Origin of the sequence: Poseidonocella sedimentorum, from assembly GCF_900116005.1 — a bacterium.
In the GTDB taxonomy this organism is placed as follows: Bacteria; Pseudomonadota; Alphaproteobacteria; order Rhodobacterales; family Rhodobacteraceae; genus Poseidonocella; species Poseidonocella sedimentorum.
Genome location: NZ_FOYI01000002.1, coordinates 433,558 through 458,799 on the forward strand (window position 1 = coordinate 433,558; position 25,242 = coordinate 458,799).

Below are 25,242 nucleotides of genomic sequence, written 5' to 3' on the forward strand. Positions count from 1 at the left end.
ACTCTTGCGGTAACGGCTTGCCACTCCGGGAAAATTCCCGGAATAGTTGAAGCGTTATGGTTTCGCGCGTGTTGCGGGCCAGTTCGGGTGGGGCATTTCAGCGTATGAAGCTTTACGAAATTTGTATCGGTCTGCAGAATCCGCAAAAGCAGGCAATCTTCCTGTTTCTCGATTTTCTCGCGATCGTTCTGTCGTTTGCGCTCGCGCGCGGTGTGACGGGGGCGGCGCTTCCGCTTGAGAACGGCGAATGGGCCTTGCTCGCGGCGCTGCTCTTTTCGGGGCTCGGCCTCTCGGTCTGGTTCGGGCTGCACAAGATCAAGCTCAACGCCTTCGAATCTCACGGCATGGTCGAATCTCTCGGCATGGCGGCCGGGACCGCCGCGCTCGGTCTGCTCTTTGCGGTTGTCGCGCTCCCCGAGCCCCGGAGCGGGTTTTTCGTGGTCTTCGGGCTGAGCTTTCTCGTGGCGACGGTCTCGGGCCGCCTGACCCTGCGCCAGTTCGTGCGCAAGATCTACGATCAGGGCAAGCCGCGCCGGCGGATCGTGATCTATGGCGCGGGCCACGCGGGCCAACAGCTTGCCATGGCGCTGCGCTCCGATCACGAGGTCGAACCGGTGGCCTTCGTCGATGATGAGGTCGCGCTGCAGCGGATTTCCATCTGCGGGCTCAAGGTTTACCCCTCGACCAACATGACCCGGATCGTGCGGGAACGCAGCGCCGATCTCGTCGTCCTCGCCATGCCCACGACGACCCGCCCGATCCGCGCGCGGATCGTGCGCCAGCTGCGGGATCTGGGCTGCGAGGTGCGCGACTTGCCGTCCTTTGCCCAGCTCGTTCTGCGGGAAAACCTCGCCGAGGCTGCGACCGCGAGACGTGTCTCCGAGCTTCTGGGGCGCAACCAGCTGGAGGCCGAGCTTCCCGGCACCAGCGACAGCTATTCGCGCAAATCCGTCCTCGTGACCGGGGCGGGCGGCTCGATCGGGGCGGAGCTCTGCCGTCAGGTCCTCGCGCTCAAACCCGCGCGGGTAATCCTCGTCGATCATAGCGAGCTGGCCCTCTACAACGTGGAGCGGGAACTGGCCGCGGCGGCGCGCGCGGTGGAGATCATCCCCGTCCTGGGCTCGATCTGCGAGGAGGCGCTGGTGCGCGATCTCTTCGAGCGGTTCGAGATCGACGTGGTGTTCCACGCCGCGGCCTACAAGCATCTGCCGATGGTCGAGGGCAACGTGGTGGAGGGCATGCGCAACAACGTGCTCGGCACCAAGACCGTCGCCGAAGCGGCGCGCGATTTCGGGGCCGAGCGGTTCATCCTCGTCTCGACCGACAAGGCCGTCCGCCCCGAGAGCATCATGGGCGCGTCCAAGCGCATCGCCGAAATGGTCATTCAGGATCTCGCCACGCGTTCGCCCAACACGTTTTTCTCCATGGTCCGCTTCGGCAATGTGCTCGGCTCCAGCGGCTCGGTTGTCCCGCTCTTCGAGGAACAGATCGCCCGCGGCGGCCCGGTGACGCTGACCGACTGGGAAGTCTCGCGCTATTTCATGACCGTGACCGAGGCGGTGCGGCTGGTGCTTCTGGCCGGATCGCTGTCGCGCGGGGGCGATGTCTTCGTGCTCGATATGGGCGATCCCGTCCCGATTCGCCAACTGGCGCGACAGATGATCGAAGATGAGGGCTATAGCGTGCGCGATGCGTCCAACCCTTCCGGCGATATCGAGATTCAGGTGACCGGTCTGCGCCCGGGCGAAAAGCTTCACGAGGAGCTTCTGATCGGCTCGGACATGCTCACCACGCCGCACAACAAGATCCTGCGCGCGCAGGAGCGCCACCTTTCGGAGATTCAGATGGCGAAGCTGGTGCGCGAGTTGCGCCGTGCGATCGAGGGGCGCGATAGCGGCGAGATTCGCAAGCTCGTCAGCCGGTCGATCGAGACGGGGGATGATTCGCAGGCGGCATTGACCAAGTCGCCCTGAGGTTCTCACAGCCGTGGGTTGATTGTGCGGCAAACGCGTCAATTGGCAGATTGAGTGGAGTGCGCGGGCAGCGGCTGTGGTATTTTTCCGCCAACCTGAGAGATTTGGGACTTTTTCCTTGGCGAACGGGGCCGGACCTGTTCTTAGTTGGGTGATGAGGTGGCGCCGCTGCCATCTTTTAGTTGGAGACCGTTATGAAAAAACTTGTACTCGCCGCTGTCGCCGCATCCGCGCTCAGCGCCGCCGCTCCCGCCGCTGCAACCGAAGCGGAAGTGTCCACCGATCCCTTTGCCAGCACGGCCTTTCTCGCGCTGCCCCTGCTGATCGTCGGCGGCACCTTCGCGCTGATCACCGTCGCGGCGGCCTCCGGCACCTGATCCTGCCGACATCAAGATATAGAGAGGGCGGCCATTGGGCCGCCTTCTTGCGTTAGAAAAAGCTCTGCGGATCGATGTCGATGACAAGGCGCAGATCGCCGGTCAGCCGCTGCGCGCCTGCCCACTCGGCCAGCGCGGGCTGAATCGCCGCCGCTTTCGCCGCTTTCACCAGGAGCCGCACCCGGTGCCGGCCACGCACCCGGGCAATCGGCGCCGGGGCCGGGCCAAAGACCGTCGCCCCCGCGCGCCGCAACGGTCCATCGTTGCGCGCCAGCGCGTTGCCCAGCTCGAACACCTGTTGCAGATCGCTGCCGCTCAGGACAATCGCCGCGAGCCGCCCGTAAGGGGGCATCCCGGCGGCGCGGCGTTCCTCGGCCTCGGCGGTCCAGAACGCCTCTTCCTCGCCAGACAGGATCGCCCGGATCACCTTGTGCTCCGGCTGGAAGGTCTGGAGCAGCGCGAGCCCGCGTTTTTCGGCCCGGCCGGCGCGTCCGGCCACCTGCCGCATGAGTTGAAACGTCCGCTCCGCCGCGCGCAGATCCGAGCCCTGAAGGCCGAGGTCCGCGTCGATCACACCAACCAGCGTGAGGTTGGGGAAGTTGTGCCCCTTGGCGACGATCTGGGTGCCGATAATGATGTCGGCTCCGCCGGTGGCGATCTCCTCGATCCGTTCCTTGAGGCTGCGGGCCGAGCCGAAAAGATCCGAACTCAGCGTCGCGATCCGCGCGTCGGGAAAGAGCAGCTGCGCCTCTTCGGTCATCCGTTCCACCCCCGGCCCCACCGGGGCGAGCCGGTCCTCGGCCTCGCAGGAGGGGCAGGCGCTGGGGATTGGCTTGGTCTCGCCGCATTGATGACAGACGAGCCGTTTCTGGAACCGGTGTTCGACCATGCGCGCATCGCAGTGATCGCACCCGATCTGGTGCCCGCAGGCGCGGCAGATGGTGACCGGGGCGTAGCCGCGCCGGTTGAGGAAGATCATCGCCTGTTCGCCGGCTTCGATCCGGGCGGTGATTTCGCCCTGAAGTGTCGGTGAAATCCAGCGCGAGCCGGGCAGCGTCTCGGCGCGCATGTCGATGGCCCGCATCTGCGGCAGCACCGCCTCTCCGAACCGCGAGGTCAGCTCCAGCCGCGCGTATTTGCCCGCATCCGCATTGGCCCAGCTTTCGAGCGACGGCGTCGCAGAGGCGAGGATCACCTGTGCCGCACAGATCGACGCCCGCAAGACGGCCATGTCGCGCGCGTTGTAGTTCACTCCGTCGCTCTGTTTGTAGGAGGTGTCATGCTCCTCATCGACGACGATCAGCCCAAGATCGCGAAACGGCAGGAAAAGCGCCGAGCGCGCCCCGACGACAAGTTCGGCCCCACCTTCGCCAACCATACGCCAGATGCGCCGCCGCTCGGTCATGGTTACGCCTGAATGCCACTCGGCGGGCCGCGCGCCGAACCGCGCCTCGACCCGGGCGAGGAATTCCGCCGTCAGCGCGATTTCCGGAAGCAGGACAAGCGCCTGCCGCCCCTGCCGCAGACACTCGGCCACGGCTTCGAGGTACACCTCGGTCTTGCCCGACCCGGTGACGCCGCGCAGCAGCGTGGTCGCATAGCTCCCGGCGCGGGCGCGGGTGACGAGCTCCGCCACGGCGGCGGCCTGATCCTCGGTCAGGTCCTTGCCGCCGCGCTCCGGATCCAGCCGCGGGAAGGCGGTATCCCGGGGGGCGTCCTCCTCGCGAACCGCGCCGAGCTTGACGAGCCCCTTGACGACCGAGCTCGTGACTCCGGCCATATCGGCCAGTTCCTTGAGGGTGAAGGCAAGCCCGCCGAAGTCATCGAGCGCCGCGATCACCCGGCGCCGCGCATCGGTCATCCGCTCGGGCAGCCCCTCCCCGCGCCGGTAGACCTTGCGCATCGACGGCGGATCCCCGAGCCCCGGTGCGCGGGTCGCAAGGCGCAGCATCGCGGGCATGGGCGTCAGGGTGTAAGCCGCGGCTTTTTCCAGAAAATCCTGAAGCTCCTCGCGCATGGGCGCCACATCGAGCACGCGGTTCACCCGGCGAAGTTTCGCCGCGTCGAAATCCCCCGTCCCCGGCCCCCAGACAACGCCGATGACCTTGCGCGGTCCCAGCGGCACCTCGACAAAGGCGCCGAGATGGCAGCCGCCCTCGGGCGCCAGATAATCCAGAGCGCGATCAAGGGGTTGAGTCGTCAAAACGGCGACGCGATCGCCTTCATCAAAGTACAAGGCCGTGGGTCCTCTCGCATCTTGGGGGGTTCCCGCGCCCCCATGCTTGGGCTACACGGAGGGCAAACGGAATGCCAGTCAAAGGACCCCGGTATGAAATTCTTCGTAGACAGCGCAGATGTCGAGGCGATCGCCGAACTCAACGCCCTTGGCATGGTCGACGGGGTGACGACGAACCCCTCCCTGATCATGAAATCGGGCCGTGATATCATCGAGGTGACCAAGGAGATCTGCGATCTGGTCGATGGGCCGGTGAGCGCCGAGGTGGTCGCCACCGAAGCCGAGCAGATGATCACCGAGGGCCGCAAGCTGGCCGAGATCGCCGAGAACATCACCGTCAAGGTCCCGCTCACGTGGGACGGGCTCCAGGCCTGCAAGACGCTCTCGTCCGAGGGCCATATGGTCAACGTAACCCTCTGTTTTTCGGTAAATCAGGCGATTCTCGCGGCCAAGGCCGGGGCGACCTTCATCTCGCCCTTCATCGGCCGGCTCGACGATATCAACATCGACGGGATGGAGCTCATCGCCGACATCCGCACCGTCTACGACAACTACGCCTTCGAGACCGAGATCCTCGCGGCCTCGATCCGCACGGCGAACCACATCGCCGAGAGCGCGCGCATCGGCGCTGATGTGATCACCGCGCCGCCGGCGGTCATCAAATCCATGGTCAGCCACCCGCTGACCGACAAGGGCCTCGCCGCCTTCCTCGCCGACTGGGCGAAGACCGGGCAGAAGATCCTCTGAGATTAACCCTGCGGCGGGGGGCTTTCCCGGCCATTTCCGCGCCGCCGCGTCCCCGGAGCCGGCGGCGCGGTGCGTTTGTGGGCACCGGCTCCCGCGTCCGGGCAGGGGGCTGGACGTACTCGCCCAAAACGATCCGGTTTCATGCTATATTCCCCGCAATCCGGCGCGATGGATTGCTAGCCGCGGGAGTGTGAGCATGTGGGCTCGCTGTGGGAGGGTCATGGCGTTAGGCCTTACGCTCTTGCCCGTAGGGCTTGAGCGGGTGAGCCGGGCGGCCCATTGGGCGCGGCCTTGGTGTCATGCGCGCAACGCCTCGGGCCAATCGTGCGGCGCCGGGCGGAATTCCCTCGGCGGGCCGGGCGGGGCTTTGCTAGGCTTTGGCCAAAACAGGCAAGACCAAACGACCCGAAAAGAGGCACCTATGAGCACCGACCCCCTGATTGATGACGCGCTGCGGGCGCGGATCATCGCCGAGCCCGAGTCCATTCTCGAAGACGGCGCCGTGATGAAAGCCCTCGTGACGGCAAGCGAGGAGGCGCGCGGCGACAATGTCATCGATCTGCGCGGCATCGCGATGGAGCGGCTGGAGCGCCGGCTTGACCGGCTCGAAGACACTCACCGCTCGGTCATCGCCGCCGCCTATGAGAACCTTTCGGGCACGCATCAGGTCCACCGCGCGATCCTGCAAATGCTGGAGCCCGCCGATTTCGAGGGCTTCCTCGCGGCGCTGAGCGGAGAGGCGTCGGCGATCCTTCGGGTCGACGAGATGCACATCATCCTCGAATCCGCCGATGCCGAACAGGGCACTGCGCTGGTGCCGGTGAATTCGGTGATCTCCACCGCGCCGCCCGGCTTCGTCACGCGGCTTCTGAGCGGGCTCGGCGGGGCGGAGACGCGCGTTGTGCTGCGCAATCTGCAACAGGGGCTGCCCGCGATTTACGGGCCGATTTCGGTCGAGATCCGGTCCGAGGCCTGCCTGCGGCTCGATCTGGGGCCCGACCGGCTGCCCGGGCTTCTGGTCATGGGCGCGCGCGATTCCAAGACCTTTGCGCCGCAACAGGCGACGGACCTGCTTGATTTCTTCGGTGGGGTGGTCGAGCGGCAACTGCGCGGCTGGCTGGCGTGATCACCGGCGCCCCCGCCGCGATGGACGCGCTCCAGCGCTGGCTGGAGGCGGAGGCGGCGCTGAAGGACGCGAGCGACAACACGATCACCGCCTATCGCGCCGATGTGGCGGGGTTTCTGGGCTTTCTTGCCGGTCATACCGGCGGCGGGCAGGGGCTCGCGGCGTTGGCGCGGGTCAGCGTGCAGGACATGCGCGCCTGGATGGCGCAGGAGCGGCGCGCGGGGCTTGGGGCCCGGTCGTTGGCGCGCAAGCTCTCGGCGGTCAAGACGTTCTACCGATGGCTCTCGGAGCGCGAGGGCTTTGACGCGAGCGCGGTGCTGAGCGCGCGCAGTCCGAAGTTTCAGCGCAAGCTGCCCCGGCCGCTCTCGATCGAGGGCGCGCGGGATATGCTCGGCACGGTCGAGCTTCAGGCGCGCGAGCCCTGGGTCGCGGCGCGGGATGTGGCGGTGGTCACGCTGCTTTATGGCTCGGGTCTGCGGATCTCCGAGGCGCTTTCGCTTACCGGGGCGGACCTGCCGCTGGGCGAGAGCCTGCGGATCCGCGGCAAGGGCGGGCGCGAGCGGATCGTCCCGCTCCTGCCGGTCGCGCGGGCGGCGGTGGAGGAGTACCTGCGGCAATGTCCCTATGGGAGCGCCCCGGGCATGGCGCTGTTTCGCGGGGTGCGCGGCGGCGCGCTTTCGCCCCGGCCGATCCAGAAGGCGATGCAGGCGGCGCGGATGCAGCTCGGCCTGCCCTCCGACGCCACGCCCCACGCCCTGCGCCACAGCTTCGCCACGCACCTGCTTTCGGCGGGCGGGGATCTGCGGGCAATTCAGGAGCTTCTGGGCCATGCCAGCCTCTCCACAACCCAGACCTATACCGCCGTCGATCAGGCCCGCCTGATGGAGGTTTATGCCAAGGCTCATCCCAAAGCCTGATTGCATCACGCGCGCGCCTCGGCCATGACAGGGGGATGAAACTCACCACCAAGGCGCTCCTCGTTCACCTCTTCACCGCGACCGGCGCGGTCTTTGCCATGCTCGCCATGCTGGAGGCGGTCAAGGCCGACTGGGCGATGATGTTCCTGTGGCTTGTGGTGGCCTTCGTGGTTGACGGGATCGACGGCCCGCTCGCCCGGCGCTACGACGTAAAGGCCAATGCGCCCACCTTCGACGGCGTGTTGCTCGACCTGATCATCGACTATCTGACCTACGTCTTCATCCCCGCCTTCGCGCTCTTTCAATCCGGCCTCCTGCCCGGCTGGACCGGCTGGGCCTCGATCATCGCCATCACCTTCTCCAGCGCGCTCTATTTCGCCTTCACCGGCATGAAAACGGCCGACAATTCCTTTCTCGGCTTCCCCGGCTGCTGGAACATGGTGGTCCTCGTGCTCTTCGCGCTGGAGCCGAATTTCTGGGTCATGTTCGCGATCATCGTGCTGCTCGCGGTGGCGATGTTCCTGCCGCTGAAGTTTATCCACCCGGTCCGGACGGCCCGCTGGCGGGCGGTCTCGCTGCCCATGGCGATCGGCTGGACGGTCTTTGCCGGCTGGGCGGCCTGGGTCGGATTTCATCCCGAAAGCTGGGCCCACTGGGGCCTTGTGATCACGACGCTTTACCTGCTCTGCGCCGGGATCGTGCAGCAGATCGTCCCGCGCCGCCGCCGGCGCGCGGCCTGAGTTGCAACGCCTCGCCGAGCCGGGCGGCAATCGGCCACCTCGAAACCCGCCGGATATTTAAGCTTCCCGCAGGCGGAAATTCTGACTAGGTTCCGCACTACTCAAACGCGAAACCGCGACAAGAACACAGCGGTGCAACAGTGGAGACAGGGATAAGCATGGGAAAGCGTGACGACCTAATTGCGAAATACGCCGAGGACCTGAAGGACAAATGCGGGATGGACCCCGACATGGCTCTTCTCACCAAGGTCACAATCGGCTGCGGCCCGGCGATCTACAACGCCGACGCCTCGACCGTCGCAGCCTCGCAGGATGGCGAGCTCGAGACGGTGAAGGAGAACTTTCTGAAGAAGAAACTCGGCCTCGCAGAGGGCCCGGAGCTCATGGACGCGATCAATTCCGTGATCGAGACCTATGGCCGTTCGGAGCGCAACAAGTACCGCGCCGTGATCTACTACATGCTGACCAAGCATTTCGGCAAAGAGAGCGTCTACGGCTGAGCCGAGACCCGGACCGGACCAGACACAAAGGCCCGCGCCATCCCGGCGGCGGGCCTTAATCTTTGCCTCGGTCAGCGCGAACGGCGCGCGATTTGCTTATCAAACCCTCAACGGTTCACATCCATTTCTAACTACTTGCGGCTTGGTGATTCAGGGCTTTGCGGTGTATCACTGATGCAACGGCTAGGATGGCCGGGATCCAGTTTCAAGAAACGCGTGTGGTGTTTGTGGGAGCACGCGGGGTGAGGAAGGGTCTCGGTCATTGCGATCGGGACCCTTCTTTCAATTCAGGCGACGCGCACGGCAGGCAGAGCAGCTCCGTTGCCGCGCCGTATGTCCGGGCTTTGCCGCTGCCGGGGCGGCAGACGCGCCGTCAGAAAAGCGTCAGCACAATCCCGATGACCATGCAGCCGAAGGTGGCATAGCCGCCGTCGATGAGGATCAACTTGAGCGGACGCCCTGCAAATCCGTAGCACGTCACGATCCAGGGTGCGGCGATGAAGAGCCCGGCGCCAAGACCGGCGAGACCGCCTGCGCCGAGTGTCGTGATGCCCGTCCCCGCGAAGATGTGGCGGATCATGCCCGCGACAACGATCATGCAGACCATCGACGCGATGTAGGGCACGGGGTTCTTCTGGTTGACCGGCGCGCCATCCTCTCCGAGCGCCACGCCCGAAGCCTCTTTCCACGCCTGCGCCAGCACGCTGTACCAGATCGCTCCGAAAACCCACGCTGCGGCCCCCGCCGCGATAACACTGACCACACCCATCGGCTCTTCTCCTTCGGCGGTGATTGGCGTGAGTATGCGCCGGGCGCGGGGATCTGCCAAGGTTTTGCGTGCCCCTACGGCAGGGGCGGGTTGGTCACATCGGCGTGACGCCCGCCATCTCGCAGACGATCCGCCATTCGGCCTCCGTCACCGGCTGCACCGAGAGCCGCGAGTTGCGCACGAGGATCATCTCGGCCAGCCGCTCATCGGCCTTGATCGCATCGAGCGTGACCGGGGTTTCTACGCTGCGCAGCGCCTTGATGTCGACGCACTCCCAGCGCTTATCCTCGGTGGTGCTGTCGGGATGGGCTTGGGCGATAACCTCGACGAGACCCACCACGGCCTTCTCGCTCTGCGAATGGTAGAAAAAGCCCCGGTCCCCCACGGCCATCTCGCGCATGAAATTGCGCGCCTGATAGTTGCGCACCCCGTCCCACTCCTCGCCCGCGTCGCCCTTGGCGCGCTGGTCCTCCCAGCTCCAGGTCGACGGTTCGGATTTGAAAAGCCAGTAGCGCATCGGGGTCCCTCATTCCGGTTTCAGCGGCCGCGACAGCAGCGCGTCGATGGTGTCGTTCAGCGCGCCGGGATCCTCCAGCACGGCCACCACGGCGGCGAGTACCGGCATGTCGAGCCCGTGTTGCCCGGCGAGCCGGTGCGCGGCGCGGGCGGTGGCGGTGCCCTCGACGGTGATGGTGCTCGCGAAATGCTCCCCCCGGCCGAGCGCCTGACCGAAGCTGTAGTTGCGCGATTGCTCGGAGGTGCAGGTCAGGATCAGATCGCCCAGCCCCGAGAGACCGGCGAGCGTTTCGGGCTCCGCCCCGAGCGCCCCTGCGAGGTTCTGCATCTCGGCGAAGCCCCGGGTGATGAGGGCCGCGCGCGCGCTCGCCCCGAGCCCCGCGCCGATCACCACCCCGGCGGCGATGGCGATCACGTTCTTGAGCGCCCCGCCAAGCTGTGCGCCGATCACATCCGTGCTTCGGTAGAGCCGCAGCGTTGGGGTGGTCAGGGCCTCCTGCAACGCGCGGCCAAGCGCGGGATCGCGCGCCGCGAGGGTCAGGGCAGTGGGTTTGCCCTCGGCGATCTCGCTGGCAAAACTCGGGCCGGTCAATTGCGCCGCGCGGCAGCCCGGCAGCCGCCGTTCGATAAGGTCCACCGGCCCCGCGAGGCTGTCGAGATCGAGCCCCTTGCAGGTCGCCACCAGCACCTTGCCGGCAAAGCGCCCGGCGTGGTCTGTGAGCATGCCCGAAAGCTGCTGCATCGGCAGGGCAAGGAGCAGGATCTCCGCCTCGGCGGCAAGGGCCAGATCCTGCGTCGGTACGACCCGTTCCGGAAGGGCGATTCCGGGCAGCCGGGCGTGGTTTGCCCGGTCCGCGCGCATCGCGGCGACATGATCGGGGTTGCGGGCCCAGAGCCGGACTTCGTGCTTGCGGGCGAGCGCAACGGCGAGCCCGGTCCCGAAGGCCCCGGCACCGATCACCGCGATCATGCCTTGGCCCCCTTGCGCCCGCTTCCGATGAGTGGCGCGGCGCGTTCGTCCAGCGGCCAGCGCGGCCGTGCGGCGAGGGTCATGTCATCGCGCGCGCCCGCGGCGAAGCGCTCCAGCCCGGCATAGGCGATCATCGCGGCGTTGTCGGTGCAAAGCGCGAGCGGCGGCGCGGTGAAGGCGACCCCGTTTTCCGCGCAGACGGCGCCGAGCCGCGCCCGGATCTCGCCATTCGCGGCAACGCCCCCGGCCACCGAAAGCGTCGGATCGACCGGACCGGCCTCGTGCAAGGCGGCCAGCGCCCGGCGGGTCTTTTCGGCGAGGATATCAGCGACGGCGCGCTGGAACCCGGCGCAGAGGTCATCGCGATCCTGCGCCTTGAGCACGCCGTCCACCATCAGCTGATCGCGCTGGCGCAGCAGGGCGGTCTTGAGCCCGGAAAAGGACATGTCGCAGCCGGGCCGGTCCAGCAACGGGCGCGGCAGGGAAAAACGCGCGGGATCGCCGCGCCGTGCGGCGGCCTCCACCGCGGGCCCGCCCGGTTGCGGCAGGGCGAGGATACGGGCGGCCTTGTCGAAGGCCTCCCCCGGCGCGTCGTCGATCGTGCCGCCGAGGCGGGTGAAGGTCGCGTGATCATGCGCGATGAGAAACTGGCAATGCCCGCCGGAGACCAGCAGGACGAGATAGGGGAACGCCGTGCCATCGGTCAGTCGCGGGGTGAGGGCATGGCCCGCGAGATGGTTCACGCCGACGAGCGGCAACCCCGCCCCTGCCGCGATCCCCTTGGCGCACATCACACCCGAGAGCACGCCGCCGATCAAGCCGGGCCCGGCGGTGACGGCCACCGCGTCCATGTCGTTGAGCGAAAGCCCCGCGCCGGCGAGCGCTTCGGCGACGCAAAGATCGAGCTTTTCCGCATGGGCCCGAGCGGCGATTTCAGGCACCACTCCGCCAAAGGGCGCATGGAGTTGCGCCTGTCCCCGGACCACCGAAGCGCAGATTTCGGCGCACCCGGGCACCCCGCGGACCACCGCTGCGGCGGTGTCGTCACAGCTGCTTTCGATGCCGAGAAGGGTGAGCGGGCGGGTCATCAAGATTGCTCGAACTGGTGGTAAATCGGAGCAGGGGCTGGCGTGGGGCGCGCGCCGGGAACGTTGCGCAGGCCGTCGAAGAGGCGTAGCACTGGTCGGTAGGTTTCACAATCCCGGGTCACCCCAATGGTGCAACCACCCATCGTGCTGATCACAAGACCCGAAGCCGCTGCCCGCCGGTTCGCGCTGACGCTCAAGCGCGCGCGGGTGATTGTCTCGCCTCTGATGCGGCTGGCGCCGGCGCCGCCCGAGGAGGTTTCGGCCCTGCTGGCCGAGCCCTTCGATGCGCTGATCTTCACGTCCGAAAACGCGGTGCACGTGGTGCGGGATTTGCCCGGGCTTGCGGGGCGGACGGCCTTTGTCCCCGGACCGCGCACCGCGGAGGCGGCGGAGGAGGCGGGGCTGACGGCGGTTTGTGCGGAAGGCGATGCGCGCAATCTTCTGGCGCTCTTGCTGCTGCGCGCGCGGGATCTCCGGCTGCTCTACCTGCGCGGCGCGGAGGTTGCCCGCGATCTGGCGACGCCGCTGCTCGGGGCGGGCATCTCGGTGCGCGAGAAGGTCGTCTATCGCCAGATCGAAGTGCCGATCAGCGCCGAGGCAAAGGCCGCGTTGGAGGGCACGCAGCCGGTCATCGCGCCGCTTTTTTCCGCGCGTAGCGCGGCGTTGCTGCTGCCGCATCTGTCGGCCCGCGCCCCGGTTCGGCCGATCGCCATCAGCGCCGGGACCGCCGCCGTCCTGCCGACGCCGTTTCGCGAGCAAACCGTTGTGGCCGCCGCGAAAAACGGCAGCGCGATGTCCGAGGCGGTCCAGAGACAAATCGACGCTCTAGTCCGGGTTGAGCGCCCCCAACGCCCGCGCTAAGCTGCGCCGGAGGTCGGTGTGGCACCCGGCGGGAATCGTGGGAGTAAGAGTGTGGCATCGGACGGCAAGGACAAGACGGACGCGGGTTCGGACACGGAAGACGCCCCCGCGATCTGGCCCCGGGACGATGCGGAGATTTCCGCGGAAGATGCCGCGGATCTCGAGGCGCTGGACGGGGTGAAAACATCCCCGGACGAGGCCGGGTCAGGCGACCAACCTTCTGAAAACAAAGAGATATCTGGGGTGTCCGGCCCGGAGAGCGAGCGCGCGAGCGCCGATCCTGAGGGCGCGGGAGCGAGCGATGCGCCAGACGGCAACCCCGTCTCGCCGCCGCCGCGCGAGGTGCTTGTGGGCGGCGATCCGCTGGATGCCGAGGCCACCCGGACCGAGCGGCCCGAGGCGGTTTCGGCGGAACAGACGGGCTCTGCGCCAGACGCCGCGCCGGCCGCCACCGCGAAGCGGGGCGGGTTTGTGCCGCTGGTTCTGGGCGGCGCCGTGGCGGCCGCGTTGGGATTCGGGGCCGCGACGATGACGGAGTTGCCGTTTTTTACCGGAGCGGGTGGCGATGATCCGCTTGCCGCGCGCATCGATGGGCTCGCCGCCGAGCAGGAGGCGCTTGCCGCTGCGCTCGATGCGAAAATTACCGATGCTGTTGCCGCCGGAACCGGGCCTCTGCGCGATGAGATGGCCGAGCTTGCGGGCTCAGCCGCTGAGGCGAGTCGCGCCGGGGTCGCCGCTCTGGAGGAGCGGGTCAGCGAGCTCGGGCAAACGCTCGGCGCCGTGGAAGAGCGGTTGACCGCGATGGAAAAACGCCCGATCGCCGACAATGTCTCGCGCGAGGCAATTGCCGCATATGAGCGCGAAATCAATGCGATGCAGGAGACGGTCGCGGCTCAGCGCGCGGAATTCGAAGCATTGCTCGAAGAGGCGCGCACGGTCGAGGCCGGCGCTGAGGAGACCGAGCGCATGGCTGAGATCCGCGCCGCGCTTGGCAAGATCCGCGCGGCCGTTGACACCGGCGCCCCCTATGCCTCGGACCTCGCCACGCTGGAAGATCTGACCGGGGCGGAGGTGCCCGAGGCGCTGGTCGATCCGGCGGAAAACGGCGTTCCGACCTTGCCGGTCCTGCAGCGCGATTTCCCCGATGCGGCGCGCGCGGCGCTCGCCGCCACGCGGGCCGACGCGGCGGAGGGCGGCGGCGTCGGCGCCTTCTTTGCCCGCCAGTTGGGCGCCCGCTCGATCACCCCGCGCGAGGGCGATGACCCGGACGCGATCCTGTCGCGGGCGGGCGCGTCGCTCAGTGCCGGCGCGCTGGAAGACGCGCTGGCCGAGCTTGCGGCCCTTCCGGACGTCGCGTCATCGGCGATGGCCGATTGGACAAACGCGGCCCGGGCCCGGCAGGAGGCCATCGCCGCCGCCGAGACCCTGGCCGCAGATTTCACTCAGGACTAGGGGCGCTCATGCTGTGGTCACTCGTTAAAATCGTCGTTTTCCTCGCGCTTGTCGTTGCCCTGACGCTCGGATCGGTCTTCCTGCTGGAAAGCGAGGGCGGCGTGCAGGTCACCGTCGCCGGCACGGAATTCACGCTCGGGCCACTGCAATCGGTCATCGCGCTGGTACTGCTGCTGCTGGTGGTCTTCGTGCTGCTCAAACTCGCGGGGCTGTTGGTTGCGGTGCTGAAGTTCATCAACGGCGACGAGACGGCGATAACCCGCTATTTCGACCGTAACCGCGAACGCAAGGGGCTTCTGGCGCTGACCGAGGGGCTCGTCGCGCTCGCCAGCGGCGATGGCAAGGAAGCGATGGCCAAGGCGGCCCGCGCCGACAAGATGCTCAACCAGCCCAACCTCGGCCGGCTCATCACCGCCCAGGCCGCCGAGATCGCGGGCGATCGCAAGACCGCCGAGTCGGCCTACAAGGCACTGCTCGTCGATGAAAAGACCCGCTTCGTCGGCATTCGCGGGATCATGCGCCAGAGGCTCGAAGCGGGGGATACGGACACGGCCCTGAAGCTTGCCGAACGGGCTTTCGCACTCAAGCCGAAGCACGGCGAGATTCAGGACACGCTGTTGCAGCTTCAGGCCCGCAAACAGGATTGGTCCGGCGCGCGCGACACGCTCAAGGCCAAGGCGCGGCAGGGGCAGATCCCGCGCGATGTCCACAAGCGGCGCGACGCGGTGCTCGCCTTGGGGCAGGCCAAGGGCGTCCTTGCCGAGGGGGCCGATATCGAGGCGCGCGAGAAGGCGATCGAGGCCAACCGGCTCTCGCCCGATCTGGTGCCCGCCGCCGTGCTCGCCGCGCGCGGCTATATCGAACAGGGCAGTCATAGGCATGCCGCGCGCGTGCTCAAGAAGGCGTGGTCCGTGCGGCCGCACCCTGACCTCGCCGCCGCCTTTGCCGAGATCGAACCGGGGGAGACGCCGGAGGCCCGGATCAAGCGGTTCCGCGCCTTGATCAAGCCCCAGCCCGATCATCCCGAATCGCGGATGCTCATGGCCGAGCTCAACATCGCCGCCGAGAATTTTCCCGAAGCGCGCCGCGCGCTTGGTGATCTGGTCGAGACCGCGCCGGATGCGCGCGTCTTGACGATCATGGCGGCGATTGCCCGCGGCGAGGGCGCCGATGACGCGATGGTCAAGGGTTGGCTTGCCCGGGCGCTGAGCGCGCCGCGCGGGCCGCAGTGGGTCTGCGAGAACTGCAAGACCGCCCATGCGGAATGGGCGCCCGTCTGTTCGGTTTGCGAAGGGTTCGACACCATGAGCTGGACCACCCCGCCGTCGCCGGACGTCAGCTCCGCGACCGGTGTCGGGATGCTCCCGCTGATCGTGGGGCAAAGCGCCAAGCCCGCGGCGCCGGAAGATGACGCCGATGTGGTCGAGGCCGAAGCGGAGCGGGTCGAGACGGAGGAGGCCGCCGCGCCGAAACCAGCCGGCTAGAGGCGGACGGCGCGGCCCGCGCGCCCTTCACCTTGCCCCGTCGCCGCGCTATCTCTGGCGCCGGATGCAAAGGATGCCAGCATGAATGCCGCCACACCAACAGAGATCGCCCGCGAGGTTCTGCGGATCGAAGCGGCGGCGCTGGCCCGGTTTTCCGAGGATATGCCGGCTGATTTCGATGCGGCGGTGGCGCGGCTGCTGGATGTGCCGGGGCGCGTGATCGTCTCGGGTATGGGCAAATCGGGCCACGTGGCCAACAAGATCGCCGCCACCTTCGCCAGCACGGGCACGCCCGCGCAAGCCGTCCACCCCGGCGAGGCGAGCCATGGCGATCTCGGCATGATCACCGGGCAAGATGCGGTGATCCTGATCTCCAATTCTGGCGAGACGCGCGAGTTGGCCGATATCATCGCCCACACGCGCCGCTTCCGCATTCCGCTTGTCGCCGTGACCAAACGGCCCGCCAGCGCGCTGGCGCAGCAGGCCGATTTCGTCCTGACCCTGCCCGATGCGCCGGAAGCCTGCGCGGTTGGAATGGCGCCCACTACCTCGACCACCTGCACCATGGCTCTGGGCGATGCGCTCGCCGTCGCACTCATGAAACAACGCGGGTTCGAGCGGGAGAACTTCCTCGCCTTCCACCCCGGCGGCACGCTCGGCGCCCAGCTTCTGCGCGTCTCGGCGGTGATGCACCGGGGCGATGAGCTGCCGGTCGTCCTTCCCGAAACGCCGATGGGCGAGACCCTGCTGGAGATGACGGCCAAGAGCTTTGGCGTTGTTGCCGTGCTGCGCGAGGGACGGGTTGCCGGGATCATCACCGATGGTGATTTGCGGCGCAATCTCAGCGGGTTGATGGAGCGGCGCGCCGGCGATGTGGCGACGGCGGACCCGCGCACCATCGCGCCGGACGCGCTGCTTTCCGAAGCGCTTGGCGAAATGAACGCGCGCAAAATTTCGTCGCTGTTCGTGACCGAAGACGACGGCCGGCTGGTCGGGCTTGTCCATATCCACGATGCGCTCCGCGCGGGCGTGGCGTGAGCGGGCGGGGCGGCATCCCCGAGGCGGCGCTGGCCGAAATCCGCGCCGGCGGCCAGGTCGCGCTCGCGACCGTGATCGAGACCTGGGGCAGCGCGCCGCGCCCGGTGGGCAGCCAACTCATGATCGCCGGGGACGGCGCAATGACCGGCTCGGTGTCGGGCGGCTGCGTCGAGGGGGCCGTGGTGGCCGAAGCGCTCGACGGGCTCGGGCGCGGCGATTGCCGGGTGCTGGAGTTCGGCGTCGCCGACGAAGACGCCTTCGCGGTCGGGCTCGCCTGTGGCGGGCGCATCCGCATCCTTGTCGAGCCGGTGGGGATGGGCGAGGGCCTGCCCGTGACGCTGCTCGAAGAGCTGGTCGCCCGCCGCGCCGCGCGCCGCCCTGTCGCGCTGCGGACGCGGCTTTCCACATGGGAGCGCCGTCTCGTCGGGGCGGAAGACGAGAGCGCCGCGCGCGGATTTTCCACCGACCGGTCGGCGCTCTCCGGTGATGTTTTCCTCGCCGTGCACAACCCGCCGCTGCGCCTCGCCATCGTCGGCGCGGTCCATATCGCTCAGCCGCTTTGCACCATGGCGCGGCTCGCGGGACATGACGTCTCGCTCATCGATCCGCGCGACAGTTTCGCCTCCGAGGCTCGCTTTCCCGGTGAGGTGCTGATCGGTGACTGGCCGGATGCGGCGCTCTCCGCGCTCGGGCTCGACGCGCGCACCGCGGTGGTCACGCTGACCCACGATCCCAAGCTCGACAACCCGGCCATTGAGACCGCGCTGCGCTCGGACGTCTTCTACCTGGGCTGTCTCGGCAGCACGCGGACCCATGCCAAACGGGTCGCCCATCTGGAGGCCGCCGGGTTCGGCGCCGAGGACATCGCGCGGATCCATGCGCCGGTCGGGCTCGACATCGGCGCGGCTTCACCGGCCGAGATCGCCATCGCGATCATGGCCGAGCTGACCGAACGGCTACGGCGCCCCGAGACGCGCCGGACCGGATGAAGTTCGGCCCGCTAGCGACCGCCGAGGCCGAAGGGGCGATCCTCGCCCATTCGTTGCAGGCCGGGGCGCTTCGGTTGCGCAAAGGGACGCGGCTGACACCGGAGGCCATCGCCGCCCTTGCGGCAGAAGGGGTTGAAAGCGTCGTCGTCGCGCGGCCCGATCCGGAGGATCTTGACGAAAACGCCGCCGCGGCCCGGCTCGCCACCGCGCTTGGGGACCATGGGTTTGACGTGACGGCGCCGTTCACCGGGCGGGTCAACCTGACCGCACCGGCGGCGGGGCTGGTCACGCTGGACGCCGCGGCGCTGACCGCCGCCAACAGCATCGACGAGGCGATCACCATCGCCACCCTGCCCGATGCGGCGCGGCTCTCGCAAGGCGCGCTGGTCGCGACGATCAAGATCATCCCCTACGCGGTGCGCGCAGCACGGCTGGCGCAGGTGGAGGCGGCGCTTGGATCAGGCGCGGCGCCCTTGCGGTTCCACCCGTTTCGCCCGCGCGATGCCGCGCTCATCCTGACCGAAACACCGGGCATGAAACCGGGGCTTTTCGCCAAGGCCGAAGCGGTGACAGCGGCGCGGCTTGGCGATCTCGGGGCCCGGCTCAGGCGTGTCGCCCGCGTGGCGCATACTGAAGACGCCGTTGCCGCCGCGCTGGCTGAGGCGGATGAGGCGCTTGTTCTGCTGCTCGGCGCTTCGGCCACATCGGACCGGCGCGATGTGATCCCTGCTGCATTGGAACGGGCGGGCGGCGAGGTGGAACAGTTCGGGATGCCGGTCGATCCGGGCAACCTGCTGTTGCTGGGGCGGCGCGGGGCACAGCGGATCGTCGGGCTGCCAGGCTGCGCGCGCTCGCCCGCGCTCAACGGGGCCGACTGGGTTCTGGAACGGCTGGCGGCGGATCTGCCGGTGGGGAGCGCGCAAATCGCGGCGATGGGCGTCGGCGGGTTGCTCAAGGAAATCCCGCAGCGGAGCCAGCCGCGCGCGGCCCCACGGCCGGCCCCGCGACCGGCGGCACAGCGGATCGAGGTCCTGTTGCTCGCGGCGGGGGCCTCGCGCCGGATGGGCGGCGAGGACAAGCTTCTGCGCCCGGTCGACGGTGAGCCGCTCCTGCGCCGCGCGGCCAAGGCGGCGGCGGGGTCGAAGGCCTCGGCGGTGCGCGTGATCCTTCCGCCTGCGGCCGAGGCGCGCCGCGCCGCTCTGTCGGGGCTCGACGTTGCGTTGACCGACGCGCCGCAGGCCGCGCGCGGCATGGCGGCATCGCTGCACGCCGGGCTCCTCGCCACCGCGCCGGACACCGCGGCGATCATCATCGCGCTGGCCGATATGCCGGAGATCACCGCCGAACATTTCAATCGCGTCATCGCTGCCTTCGATCCGCGCGAAGCGCGCGAGATCTGCCGCGCGACCTCGGCCGACGGCGTGCCCGGCCACCCGGTCCTCTTCGGCGCGCGGTTCTTCGAATCGCTCAAGGGGCTTCGGGCCGACGAGGGCGCGCGCCGTGTGCTGGAGGACAATCGCGAGTTTGTGACCCTCGTCCCCGCGCCGGGGCAGGGGGCGGTCGTGGACCTCGACACGCCGGCCGCCTGGGCCGCGTGGGAAGCGGCGCAACCGAACCAGCCGGGCTGATCGGCGGGGTGCCCAAATCCGCGCCAGCCGCGCGGCGGCTGCCCGGCCCCTCGCGTCTTGCCTCTTGCCCGGTGGCTGTCGGTTCGCTAACAGGGAATTAGACGTGACGTCGGGAGAACCGGTTCAGCCGGTGCCGAAGGAGCAACCGCCCCGGAAACTCTCAGGCCATGGGACCGACGCCATTTGACACTCTGGAGAGACCCCGCAGACCGGGGCGCCGACGGGATAGCGATCTCAGGCAAAGGGACAGAGGGGGCATCGGGCGGGCCGGTTTCGGACCGCAATTGATGCCGTGGTTCCACAGAACATCGGCGCAGGCAGGGAGATGGGGATGACCGATCTGAAACGCGTGCCGCTGCACGATCTGCACGTTGAACTGGGGGCCAAGATGGTCCCGTTCGCCGGCTATGAAATGCCCGTGCAATATCCCTTGGGCGTGCTCAAGGAGCATCTGCACACGCGGGGGAAGGCGGGGCTGTTCGACGTGAGCCACATGGGGCAGGTCCTGCTGCGGGGGGCGGATGCGGCGCGCGCTCTGGAGCGGCTCATCCCGATGGACGTGGCCGGGCTTGGCGTGGGGCGTCAGCGCTACGGGTTTTTCACCAATGAGACGGGCGGTATTCTCGACGATCTGATGTTCGCCAACCGGGGCGATCATCTGTTCCTCGTGGTCAACGCGGCGTGCAAGGACGCCGATATCGCGCATCTGCGGGCGGCGCTGGAGCCGGAGGTGTCGGTCGAGGTGGTGACAGACCGCGCGCTTCTGGCGGTGCAGGGACCGGCGGCGGAGGCGGCGCTTGCCAGTCTCGCGGCCGAGGTGGCCGGGATGCGCTTCATGGATGTGGCGGACGTGACGCTCGCGGGCGCGGCCTGCTGGGTCTCGCGCTCGGGTTACACCGGCGAAGACGGTTATGAGATTTCCGTGCCGGTGGGCGCGGCAGAGGCTCTGGCGCGGGCGCTGCTCGATCACGAGGCGGTCGAGCCGATCGGACTCGGGGCGCGGGATTCGCTCCGTCTGGAGGCCGGTCTTTGCCTCTATGGCCATGATATTACGACGGAAACCACGCCTGTTGAAGCCGGGCTGACCTGGGCGATCCAGAAGGCGCGGCGCGCGGGCGGGGCGCGGGAAGGCGGCTTTCCCGGCGCCGGTGTGATCCTCGAAGAACTGGCCGACGGCCCGGCCTTGCGCCGCGTTGGCCTCATGCCCGAAGGGCGCGCGCCGATGCGGGAAGGCGTGGCGCTTTTCGCCGCATCCGAGGGCGGCGATCCGGTTGGCACCATCACCTCGGGCGGGTTCGGCCCAAGCGTCGGCGGGCCTGTCGCGATGGGCTATGTCTCGGCCGACTATGCAGGCGGCGACGCGCTGCTCTATGGTGAGGTCAGGGGGCGGCGGCATCCGGTGCGCATCGCGCCGATGCCTTTCGTCCCATCCAATTTCAAACGCTGATGAGGGATCAGATGAAATACACCGAAGAACATGAATGGCTTCGCCCCGAGGATGATCTGATCGTCGTCGGCATCACCGAACACGCCGCCGAACAGCTGGGCGACATTGTCTTTATTGAGCTGCCCGAAGAGGGCGACGAGATCGCCAAAGATGACGAGGCGGTGGTCATCGAAAGCGTCAAGGCCGCGAGTGAGATCCTCGCGCCGATCGACGGCGAGATCGTGGAGGTCAACTCCGCGCTGGTCGAGAATCCGGGGCAGGTCAACGACGACCCGCAGGGCGATGGCTGGTTCTTCAAGATCAAGCCAGCCGATCCCAGCCAGCTGGACGATTACATGGACGAAGCGGCTTACAAGAAGATGATCGGCTAAGCCGCTTGCCTTTCGCCGCGCCGGCCCCGGCGCGGCACCCGAGTCATCAAGCCCTTACACGGCGCGTTGCAGGAGACGGGCATGCCCTTCACACCGACAGATTACCTTCCCTACGATTTCGCCAACCGCCGCCATATCGGGCCGTCGCCCAAGGAGATGGCGGAGATGCTTGAGGTGCTGGGCATCGACAGTCTCGACGGGTTGATCGACGAGACGATCCCGGCTTCGATCCGGATGGAGGGGGGGCTCGACTTCGGCAAGCCCCTGTCGGAGCGGCAGCTGCTCTACCATATGCGCGTGGTGTCCTCCAAGAACCGGGTGCTGACCTCGCTCATCGGGCAAGGCTATCACGGGACAGTCACCCCGCCCGCGATCCAGCGCAACATCCTTGAAAACCCGGCCTGGTACACCGCCTACACGCCCTATCAGCCGGAGATCAGCCAGGGGCGGCTTGAGGCGCTTCTGAACTTCCAGACGATGATTTCCGATCTCACGGGCCTTGAGATCGCCAACGCCTCGCTGCTCGATGAATCCACCGCCTGCGCCGAGGCGATGACGATGGCGCAGCGGGTGGCGAAATCGAAGGCCGGGGCGTTCTTCGTCGATGAGAATTGCCACCCGCAGAACATCGCCGTGATGAAGACGCGCGCCGCGCCTCTGGGGATCGAGGTCATCGTGGGCGCCCCCGAGGCGCTCGATCCGGCGGCGGTTTTCGGCGCGATCTTCCAGTATCCTGGCACCTATGGCCACGTCCGCGACTTCACCGACCAGATCGCCGCGTTGCATGGCGCCGACGCGATCGGGGTGATCTCGGCCGACCCGCTCTCGCTCACGCTCCTGAAGGAGCCGGGCGCGATGGGGGCGGATATCGTCGTGGGTTCGGCCCAGCGGTTTGGCGTGCCCATGGGCTATGGCGGGCCGCACGCGGCTTACATGGCCACGAAAGACGCCTATAAACGCGCGATGCCCGGGCGGCTGGTCGGGATTTCCATCGACAGCCATGGCAACAAGGCCTATCGCCTCGCGCTCCAGACCCGCGAGCAGCACATCCGGCGCGAGAAGGCGACATCCAACGTCTGCACCGCGCAGGCGCTTCTGGCGGTCATGGCGTCGTTTTACGGGGTGTTTCACGGCCCCGAAGGGCTCAAGGCCATCGCGCAGCGCATTCACCGCAAGACCGTCCGGCTCGCCCGCGGGCTTGAGGAGGCGGGGTTCACCATCGAGCCGGAGGCGTTTTTCGACACCATCACGGTGGATGTCGGGCGCTTCCAGAAGGGCGTGATGCAGGCCGCGGTCGCGGAGGGGGTCAACCTGCGCAAGGTGGGCGAGAGCAAGGTCGGGATCACGCTCGATGAGGCGACGCGCTCGGGCGTGATCGAGAAGGTCTGGCGGGCCTTCGGGATCGAGCGGGCCGATGATGATCTCACCGCGGAATACCGCGTGCCCGAGGCGCTGCACCGGCAGACGCCGTATCTTCAGCACGAGGTGTTTCACATGAACCGGGCCGAGACCGAGATGATGCGCTATATGCGCCGCCTCGCGGACCGCGACCTCGCGCTCGATCGGGCGATGATCCCGCTTGGGTCCTGCACCATGAAGCTCAACGCGGCGGTGGAGATGATGCCCGTCTCGTGGCGGGAGTTTTCGCTGCTGCACCCCTTCGCGCCAGCCGACCAGGCCGAGGGCTATCGCGAGTTGATCGACGATCTGTCGGCCAAGCTCTGCGCCATCACCGGCTATGACGATCTGTCGATGCAGCCCAACTCCGGCGCGCAGGGGGAATACGCCGGGCTCCTGACCATCGCCGCGTATCACCGCGCGCGGGGCGAGGGGCACCGCAACGTCTGCCTCATTCCCACCAGCGCGCATGGGACAAACCCGGCATCGGCGCAGATGGTGGGCTGGAAAGTGGTCCCGGTGAAATCGGCGGCGAACGGGGATATCGACCTCGACGATTTCCGCGCCAAGGCGGAAAAGCATGGCGAAAATCTCGCCGGTTGCATGATCACCTACCCCTCGACCCACGGGGTTTTCGAGGAAACCGTGCGCGATGTCTGCGCCATCACCCATGAGCATGGCGGCCAGGTCTATATCGACGGGGCCAACATGAACGCGATGGTCGGCCTCTCGCGGCCCGGCGATCTGGGCGGCGATGTGAGCCACCTCAACCTGCACAAGACCTTCTGCATCCCCCATGGCGGGGGCGGGCCCGGAATGGGGCCCATCGGGGTCAAGGCGCATCTCGCGCCGCATCTCCCCGGCCACCCGGTCACCGGCGGCGAAGAGGGGCCGGTCTCGGCCGCGCCCTTCGGATCGCCCTCGCTGCTGCCGATCTCCTGGGCCTACATCCTGCTGATGGGCGGCAAGGGTCTGGCGCAGGCGACCAAGGTCGCGATCCTCAACGCCAACTACATCGCCAAGCGGCTCGAAGGGGCTTATGACGTGCTCTACAAGGGCGGCAAGGGCCGGGTTGCGCATGAGTGCATCCTCGACACGCGTCCCTTCGAGAAGAGCGCGGGCGTGACCGTGGAAGATATCGCCAAACGTCTGGTCGATTGCGGTTTTCATGCGCCGACCATGAGCTGGCCGGTGGCCGGGACGCTGATGGTCGAGCCCACGGAGAGCGAAACCAAGGCCGAGCTTGACCGGTTCTGCGATGCGATGCTGGCGATCCGCGAGGAGATCCGCGCGATTGAGGAAGGCAAGATCGACCGCGAGAACAACCCGCTCAAGAACGCGCCGCATACGATGGAGGATCTCGTGCGCGAGTGGGATCGGCCGTATTCCCGCGAGCAGGGGTGCTTCCCACCGGGCGCCTTCCGGGTCGACAAGTACTGGCCGCCGGTCAACCGGGTCGACAACGCCTATGGCGACCGCAATCTCATCTGCACCTGCCCGCCGATGGAGGATTACGCCGACGCGGCGGAGTAAGGGGCGGCGCAGCGCACGGTGGTTTTCGAGACTGTTAAGGGATCGAACGGATGAATGGCCATTGAGACGCGGGCATCCGCGTTCAGAGCCATGGCCGTTGAAGGATCCTGCAGATGACCCAGATCACCCCCGCGTTGAGCCTGCCCTATATCCAGCCGGCACAGGCGCAAAAACACGTGACCCACAACGACGCGCTGCGCGTGCTTGACGCGTTGGTCCAGCTCAGCGTGATCGAGGAGCCGCTCGCCGAGCCGCCCGCCAACCCCGACCAGGGCGCGCGCTACATCGTGGCGCCGGGGGCGACCGGCGTGTGGGACGGGCAGGATGGCGCCATCGCGCTCTTCGGCCCCTCGGGCTGGGAATTTCACGCAGCGCAACCCGGCTGGCGTGCGGATGTGCAATCGAGCGGCGAGGTCTATCGCTTCGACGGCGCGACCTGGGCGCGCGTTGCGACCGAGAGCACCGACAAGCTCGGCGTCAACACCGCCGCCGATGAGACCAACCGCCTTGCCGTCTCGGCATCGGCGACGCTTCTGACCCACAGCGGCACCGACCATCAGCTCAAGATCAACAAGGCCTCGGGCGGCGACACGGCGAGCCTGCTGTTCCAGACCAACTGGTCGGGCCGCGCCGAAATGGGCACCTCGGGCACCGATGATTTCGCGATCAAGGTGAGCGCCGATGGCGCGACCTGGAACGAGGGCCTGTCGATCGGCGCGAGCGATGGGGCGGTGACAACCGGCGCGGACCTGACCGTCGCCGGGATCGCGCGGCTGCTGCCGATCGCGCTGGCCGACCTGCCCGCCGCCGCTCCCGCCGGCTCGCTCGCGTTTTGCCCCGACACCGGCGCGGGCGCGCAGCTGCTGTTTTCCGACGGCAGCGATTGGCGCGGCGTGGGCACCGGCGCGCTCGTCTGACCCCGGCCGCACCCCGCGATGACCAACACCCGCTTCGGCGGGTGTTTTCTTTTGCGCGCCGTCTCTGAGGGCCGCGCCGCGAAAGATGCAGGCAGCCCGCCGCGGCGCCGGCCCCAATATTTACCTCCTCCGCCCCTGCCGCGTGACATTCAAGCGGGGCGTTGC

General features: G+C 67.8%; 22 protein-coding genes and 2 riboswitches. Of the genes, 17 read left to right on the forward strand and 5 right to left on the reverse strand.

The annotated features are described in order from the left end of the window. Positions 1–104: 104 nt before the first annotated feature. Together BM353_RS05080 and BM353_RS05085 are read left to right on the forward strand one after the other, a co-directional pair. The gene (locus tag BM353_RS05080) at positions 105–1,973 is read left to right on the forward strand and encodes a polysaccharide biosynthesis protein (protein WP_092077269.1); all 1,869 of its coding nucleotides are present in this window, start codon (positions 105–107) and stop codon (positions 1,971–1,973) included. Between the two features lie 194 nt (positions 1,974–2,167). Continuing rightward, positions 2,168–2,350, forward strand: a complete 183-nt coding sequence (locus BM353_RS05085; protein ID WP_092077272.1) for a hypothetical protein — start codon at positions 2,168–2,170, stop codon at positions 2,348–2,350. Between the two features lie 52 nt (positions 2,351–2,402). Here the strand turns inward: BM353_RS05085 and BM353_RS05090 are convergent, their stop codons facing one another. Continuing rightward, complete coding sequence (locus tag BM353_RS05090; protein ID WP_092077274.1) at positions 2,403–4,586, reverse strand: primosomal protein N'; 2,184 nt, start codon at positions 4,584–4,586, stop codon at positions 2,403–2,405. Positions 4,587–4,679: 93 nt separating this feature from the next. On the opposite strand from BM353_RS05090, the gene fsa reads away from it, so the two are divergent. The 5 genes from fsa to BM353_RS05115 all read left to right on the forward strand — a co-directional run bounded on the left by fsa (position 4,680) and on the right by BM353_RS05115 (position 8,616). Further along, positions 4,680–5,333: a fructose-6-phosphate aldolase gene (gene fsa, locus BM353_RS05095; RefSeq protein ID WP_092077277.1), complete on the forward strand. Its 654-nt coding sequence runs from the start codon at positions 4,680–4,682 to the stop codon at positions 5,331–5,333. Positions 5,334–5,754: 421 nt separating this feature from the next. Then, a complete protein-coding gene (locus BM353_RS05100) occupies positions 5,755–6,459 on the forward strand; it encodes a DUF484 family protein (protein ID WP_092077280.1) in 705 nt (234 codons plus the stop codon). Positions 6,460–6,479: 20 nt separating this feature from the next. Continuing rightward, complete coding sequence (locus BM353_RS05105; protein ID WP_177220457.1) at positions 6,480–7,376, forward strand: tyrosine recombinase XerC; 897 nt, start codon at positions 6,480–6,482, stop codon at positions 7,374–7,376. A gap of 35 nt (positions 7,377–7,411) precedes the next feature. Then, a complete protein-coding gene (locus BM353_RS05110; protein ID WP_092077286.1) occupies positions 7,412–8,116 on the forward strand; it encodes a CDP-alcohol phosphatidyltransferase family protein in 705 nt (234 codons plus the stop codon). 158 nt (positions 8,117–8,274) lie between these two features. Beyond that, positions 8,275–8,616 (forward strand): DUF2853 family protein, encoded by a 342-nt coding sequence (locus BM353_RS05115; protein WP_092077289.1) that lies wholly within the window; start codon positions 8,275–8,277, stop codon positions 8,614–8,616. A gap of 373 nt (positions 8,617–8,989) precedes the next feature. On the opposite strand, the gene BM353_RS05120 is transcribed toward BM353_RS05115, so the two are convergent. From BM353_RS05120 to tsaD, 4 genes are all read right to left on the reverse strand, one after another. Further along, positions 8,990–9,385, reverse strand: a complete 396-nt coding sequence (locus BM353_RS05120; RefSeq protein ID WP_092077292.1) for a DUF1761 domain-containing protein — start codon at positions 9,383–9,385, stop codon at positions 8,990–8,992. Positions 9,386–9,479: 94 nt separating this feature from the next. After that, positions 9,480–9,902 (reverse strand): EVE domain-containing protein, encoded by a 423-nt coding sequence (locus BM353_RS05125; protein WP_092077294.1) that lies wholly within the window; start codon positions 9,900–9,902, stop codon positions 9,480–9,482. Positions 9,903–9,911: 9 nt separating this feature from the next. After that, positions 9,912–10,871 carry an NAD(P)H-dependent glycerol-3-phosphate dehydrogenase gene (locus BM353_RS05130; RefSeq protein WP_092077297.1) on the reverse strand — a complete coding sequence of 320 codons (960 nt, stop codon included), beginning with the start codon at positions 10,869–10,871 and terminating at the stop codon, positions 9,912–9,914. Continuing rightward, positions 10,868–11,959 (reverse strand): tRNA (adenosine(37)-N6)-threonylcarbamoyltransferase complex transferase subunit TsaD, encoded by a 1,092-nt coding sequence (gene tsaD, locus BM353_RS05135; RefSeq protein WP_092077301.1) that lies wholly within the window; start codon positions 11,957–11,959, stop codon positions 10,868–10,870. The genes BM353_RS05130 and tsaD overlap by 4 nt, the downstream gene beginning before the upstream one ends. Positions 11,960–12,103: 144 nt before the next feature. Between tsaD and BM353_RS05140 the strand changes: the two genes are divergently transcribed. From BM353_RS05140 to BM353_RS05185, 10 genes are all read left to right on the forward strand, one after another. Further along, positions 12,104–12,820 carry a uroporphyrinogen-III synthase gene (locus tag BM353_RS05140; RefSeq protein ID WP_177220452.1) on the forward strand — a complete coding sequence of 239 codons (717 nt, stop codon included), beginning with the start codon at positions 12,104–12,106 and terminating at the stop codon, positions 12,818–12,820. 51 nt (positions 12,821–12,871) lie between these two features. Next, positions 12,872–14,272 carry a COG4223 family protein gene (locus BM353_RS05145; protein WP_092077307.1) on the forward strand — a complete coding sequence of 467 codons (1,401 nt, stop codon included), beginning with the start codon at positions 12,872–12,874 and terminating at the stop codon, positions 14,270–14,272. Between the two features lie 8 nt (positions 14,273–14,280). Further along, positions 14,281–15,756, forward strand: a complete 1,476-nt coding sequence (locus BM353_RS05150; RefSeq protein ID WP_092077310.1) for a heme biosynthesis protein HemY — start codon at positions 14,281–14,283, stop codon at positions 15,754–15,756. A gap of 81 nt (positions 15,757–15,837) precedes the next feature. Then, positions 15,838–16,794 carry a KpsF/GutQ family sugar-phosphate isomerase gene (locus tag BM353_RS05155; RefSeq protein ID WP_092077313.1) on the forward strand — a complete coding sequence of 319 codons (957 nt, stop codon included), beginning with the start codon at positions 15,838–15,840 and terminating at the stop codon, positions 16,792–16,794. Next, complete coding sequence (locus BM353_RS05160; RefSeq protein WP_092077315.1) at positions 16,791–17,783, forward strand: XdhC family protein; 993 nt, start codon at positions 16,791–16,793, stop codon at positions 17,781–17,783. Before BM353_RS05155 ends, BM353_RS05160 begins: the two co-directional genes overlap by 4 nt. After that, positions 17,780–19,411, forward strand: coding sequence for an NTP transferase domain-containing protein (locus BM353_RS17195; RefSeq protein ID WP_092077318.1), 1,632 nt, complete (start codon positions 17,780–17,782; stop codon positions 19,409–19,411). Before BM353_RS05160 ends, BM353_RS17195 begins: the two co-directional genes overlap by 4 nt. Before the next feature lie 100 nt (positions 19,412–19,511). Continuing rightward, positions 19,512–19,597: riboswitch (glycine riboswitch) on the forward strand. 1 nt (position 19,598) lies between these two features. Further along, positions 19,599–19,665: riboswitch (glycine riboswitch) on the forward strand. 77 nt (positions 19,666–19,742) lie between these two features. Then, complete coding sequence (gcvT, locus tag BM353_RS05170) at positions 19,743–20,858, forward strand: glycine cleavage system aminomethyltransferase GcvT (RefSeq protein WP_092077579.1); 1,116 nt, start codon at positions 19,743–19,745, stop codon at positions 20,856–20,858. An 11-nt stretch (positions 20,859–20,869) separates the two neighbouring features. Further along, positions 20,870–21,229 carry a glycine cleavage system protein GcvH gene (gene gcvH, locus BM353_RS05175; RefSeq protein ID WP_092077321.1) on the forward strand — a complete coding sequence of 120 codons (360 nt, stop codon included), beginning with the start codon at positions 20,870–20,872 and terminating at the stop codon, positions 21,227–21,229. 81 nt (positions 21,230–21,310) lie between these two features. Beyond that, complete coding sequence (gene gcvP / locus BM353_RS05180; RefSeq protein ID WP_092077324.1) at positions 21,311–24,160, forward strand: aminomethyl-transferring glycine dehydrogenase; 2,850 nt, start codon at positions 21,311–21,313, stop codon at positions 24,158–24,160. Between the two features lie 113 nt (positions 24,161–24,273). Next, positions 24,274–25,077 (forward strand): DUF2793 domain-containing protein, encoded by an 804-nt coding sequence (locus BM353_RS05185; RefSeq protein WP_092077327.1) that lies wholly within the window; start codon positions 24,274–24,276, stop codon positions 25,075–25,077. The last annotated feature ends 165 nt before the right edge of the window (positions 25,078–25,242 follow it).

Bases quoted from the DNA above. Each gene is read 5' to 3' on its own strand.
- BM353_RS05080 (WP_092077269.1), top strand. From the start codon at position 105: ATGAAGCTTTACGAAATTTGTATCGGTCTGCAGAATCCGCAAAAGCAG.
- BM353_RS05115 (WP_092077289.1), top strand. From the start codon at position 8,275: ATGGGAAAGCGTGACGACCTAATTGCGAAATACGCCGAGGACCTGAAG.
- fsa (WP_092077277.1), top strand. From the start codon at position 4,680: ATGAAATTCTTCGTAGACAGCGCAGATGTCGAGGCGATCGCCGAACTC.
- BM353_RS05125 (WP_092077294.1), bottom strand. From the start codon at position 9,902: ATGCGCTACTGGCTTTTCAAATCCGAACCGTCGACCTGGAGCTGGGAG.
- BM353_RS05130 (WP_092077297.1), bottom strand. From the start codon at position 10,871: ATGATCGCGGTGATCGGTGCCGGGGCCTTCGGGACCGGGCTCGCCGTT.
- BM353_RS05150 (WP_092077310.1), top strand. From the start codon at position 14,281: ATGCTGTGGTCACTCGTTAAAATCGTCGTTTTCCTCGCGCTTGTCGTT.
- BM353_RS05155 (WP_092077313.1), top strand. From the start codon at position 15,838: ATGAATGCCGCCACACCAACAGAGATCGCCCGCGAGGTTCTGCGGATC.
- gcvH (WP_092077321.1), top strand. From the start codon at position 20,870: ATGAAATACACCGAAGAACATGAATGGCTTCGCCCCGAGGATGATCTG.
- BM353_RS05100 (WP_092077280.1), top strand. From the start codon at position 5,755: ATGAGCACCGACCCCCTGATTGATGACGCGCTGCGGGCGCGGATCATC.
- BM353_RS05085 (WP_092077272.1), top strand. From the start codon at position 2,168: ATGAAAAAACTTGTACTCGCCGCTGTCGCCGCATCCGCGCTCAGCGCC.
- BM353_RS05110 (WP_092077286.1), top strand. From the start codon at position 7,412: ATGAAACTCACCACCAAGGCGCTCCTCGTTCACCTCTTCACCGCGACC.
- BM353_RS05185 (WP_092077327.1), top strand. From the start codon at position 24,274: ATGACCCAGATCACCCCCGCGTTGAGCCTGCCCTATATCCAGCCGGCA.
- BM353_RS05105 (WP_177220457.1), top strand. From the start codon at position 6,480: ATGGACGCGCTCCAGCGCTGGCTGGAGGCGGAGGCGGCGCTGAAGGAC.
- gcvT (WP_092077579.1), top strand. From the start codon at position 19,743: ATGACCGATCTGAAACGCGTGCCGCTGCACGATCTGCACGTTGAACTG.
- BM353_RS05120 (WP_092077292.1), bottom strand. From the start codon at position 9,385: ATGGGTGTGGTCAGTGTTATCGCGGCGGGGGCCGCAGCGTGGGTTTTC.
- tsaD (WP_092077301.1), bottom strand. From the start codon at position 11,959: ATGACCCGCCCGCTCACCCTTCTCGGCATCGAAAGCAGCTGTGACGAC.
- gcvP (WP_092077324.1), top strand. From the start codon at position 21,311: ATGCCCTTCACACCGACAGATTACCTTCCCTACGATTTCGCCAACCGC.
- BM353_RS17195 (WP_092077318.1), top strand. From the start codon at position 17,780: ATGAAGTTCGGCCCGCTAGCGACCGCCGAGGCCGAAGGGGCGATCCTC.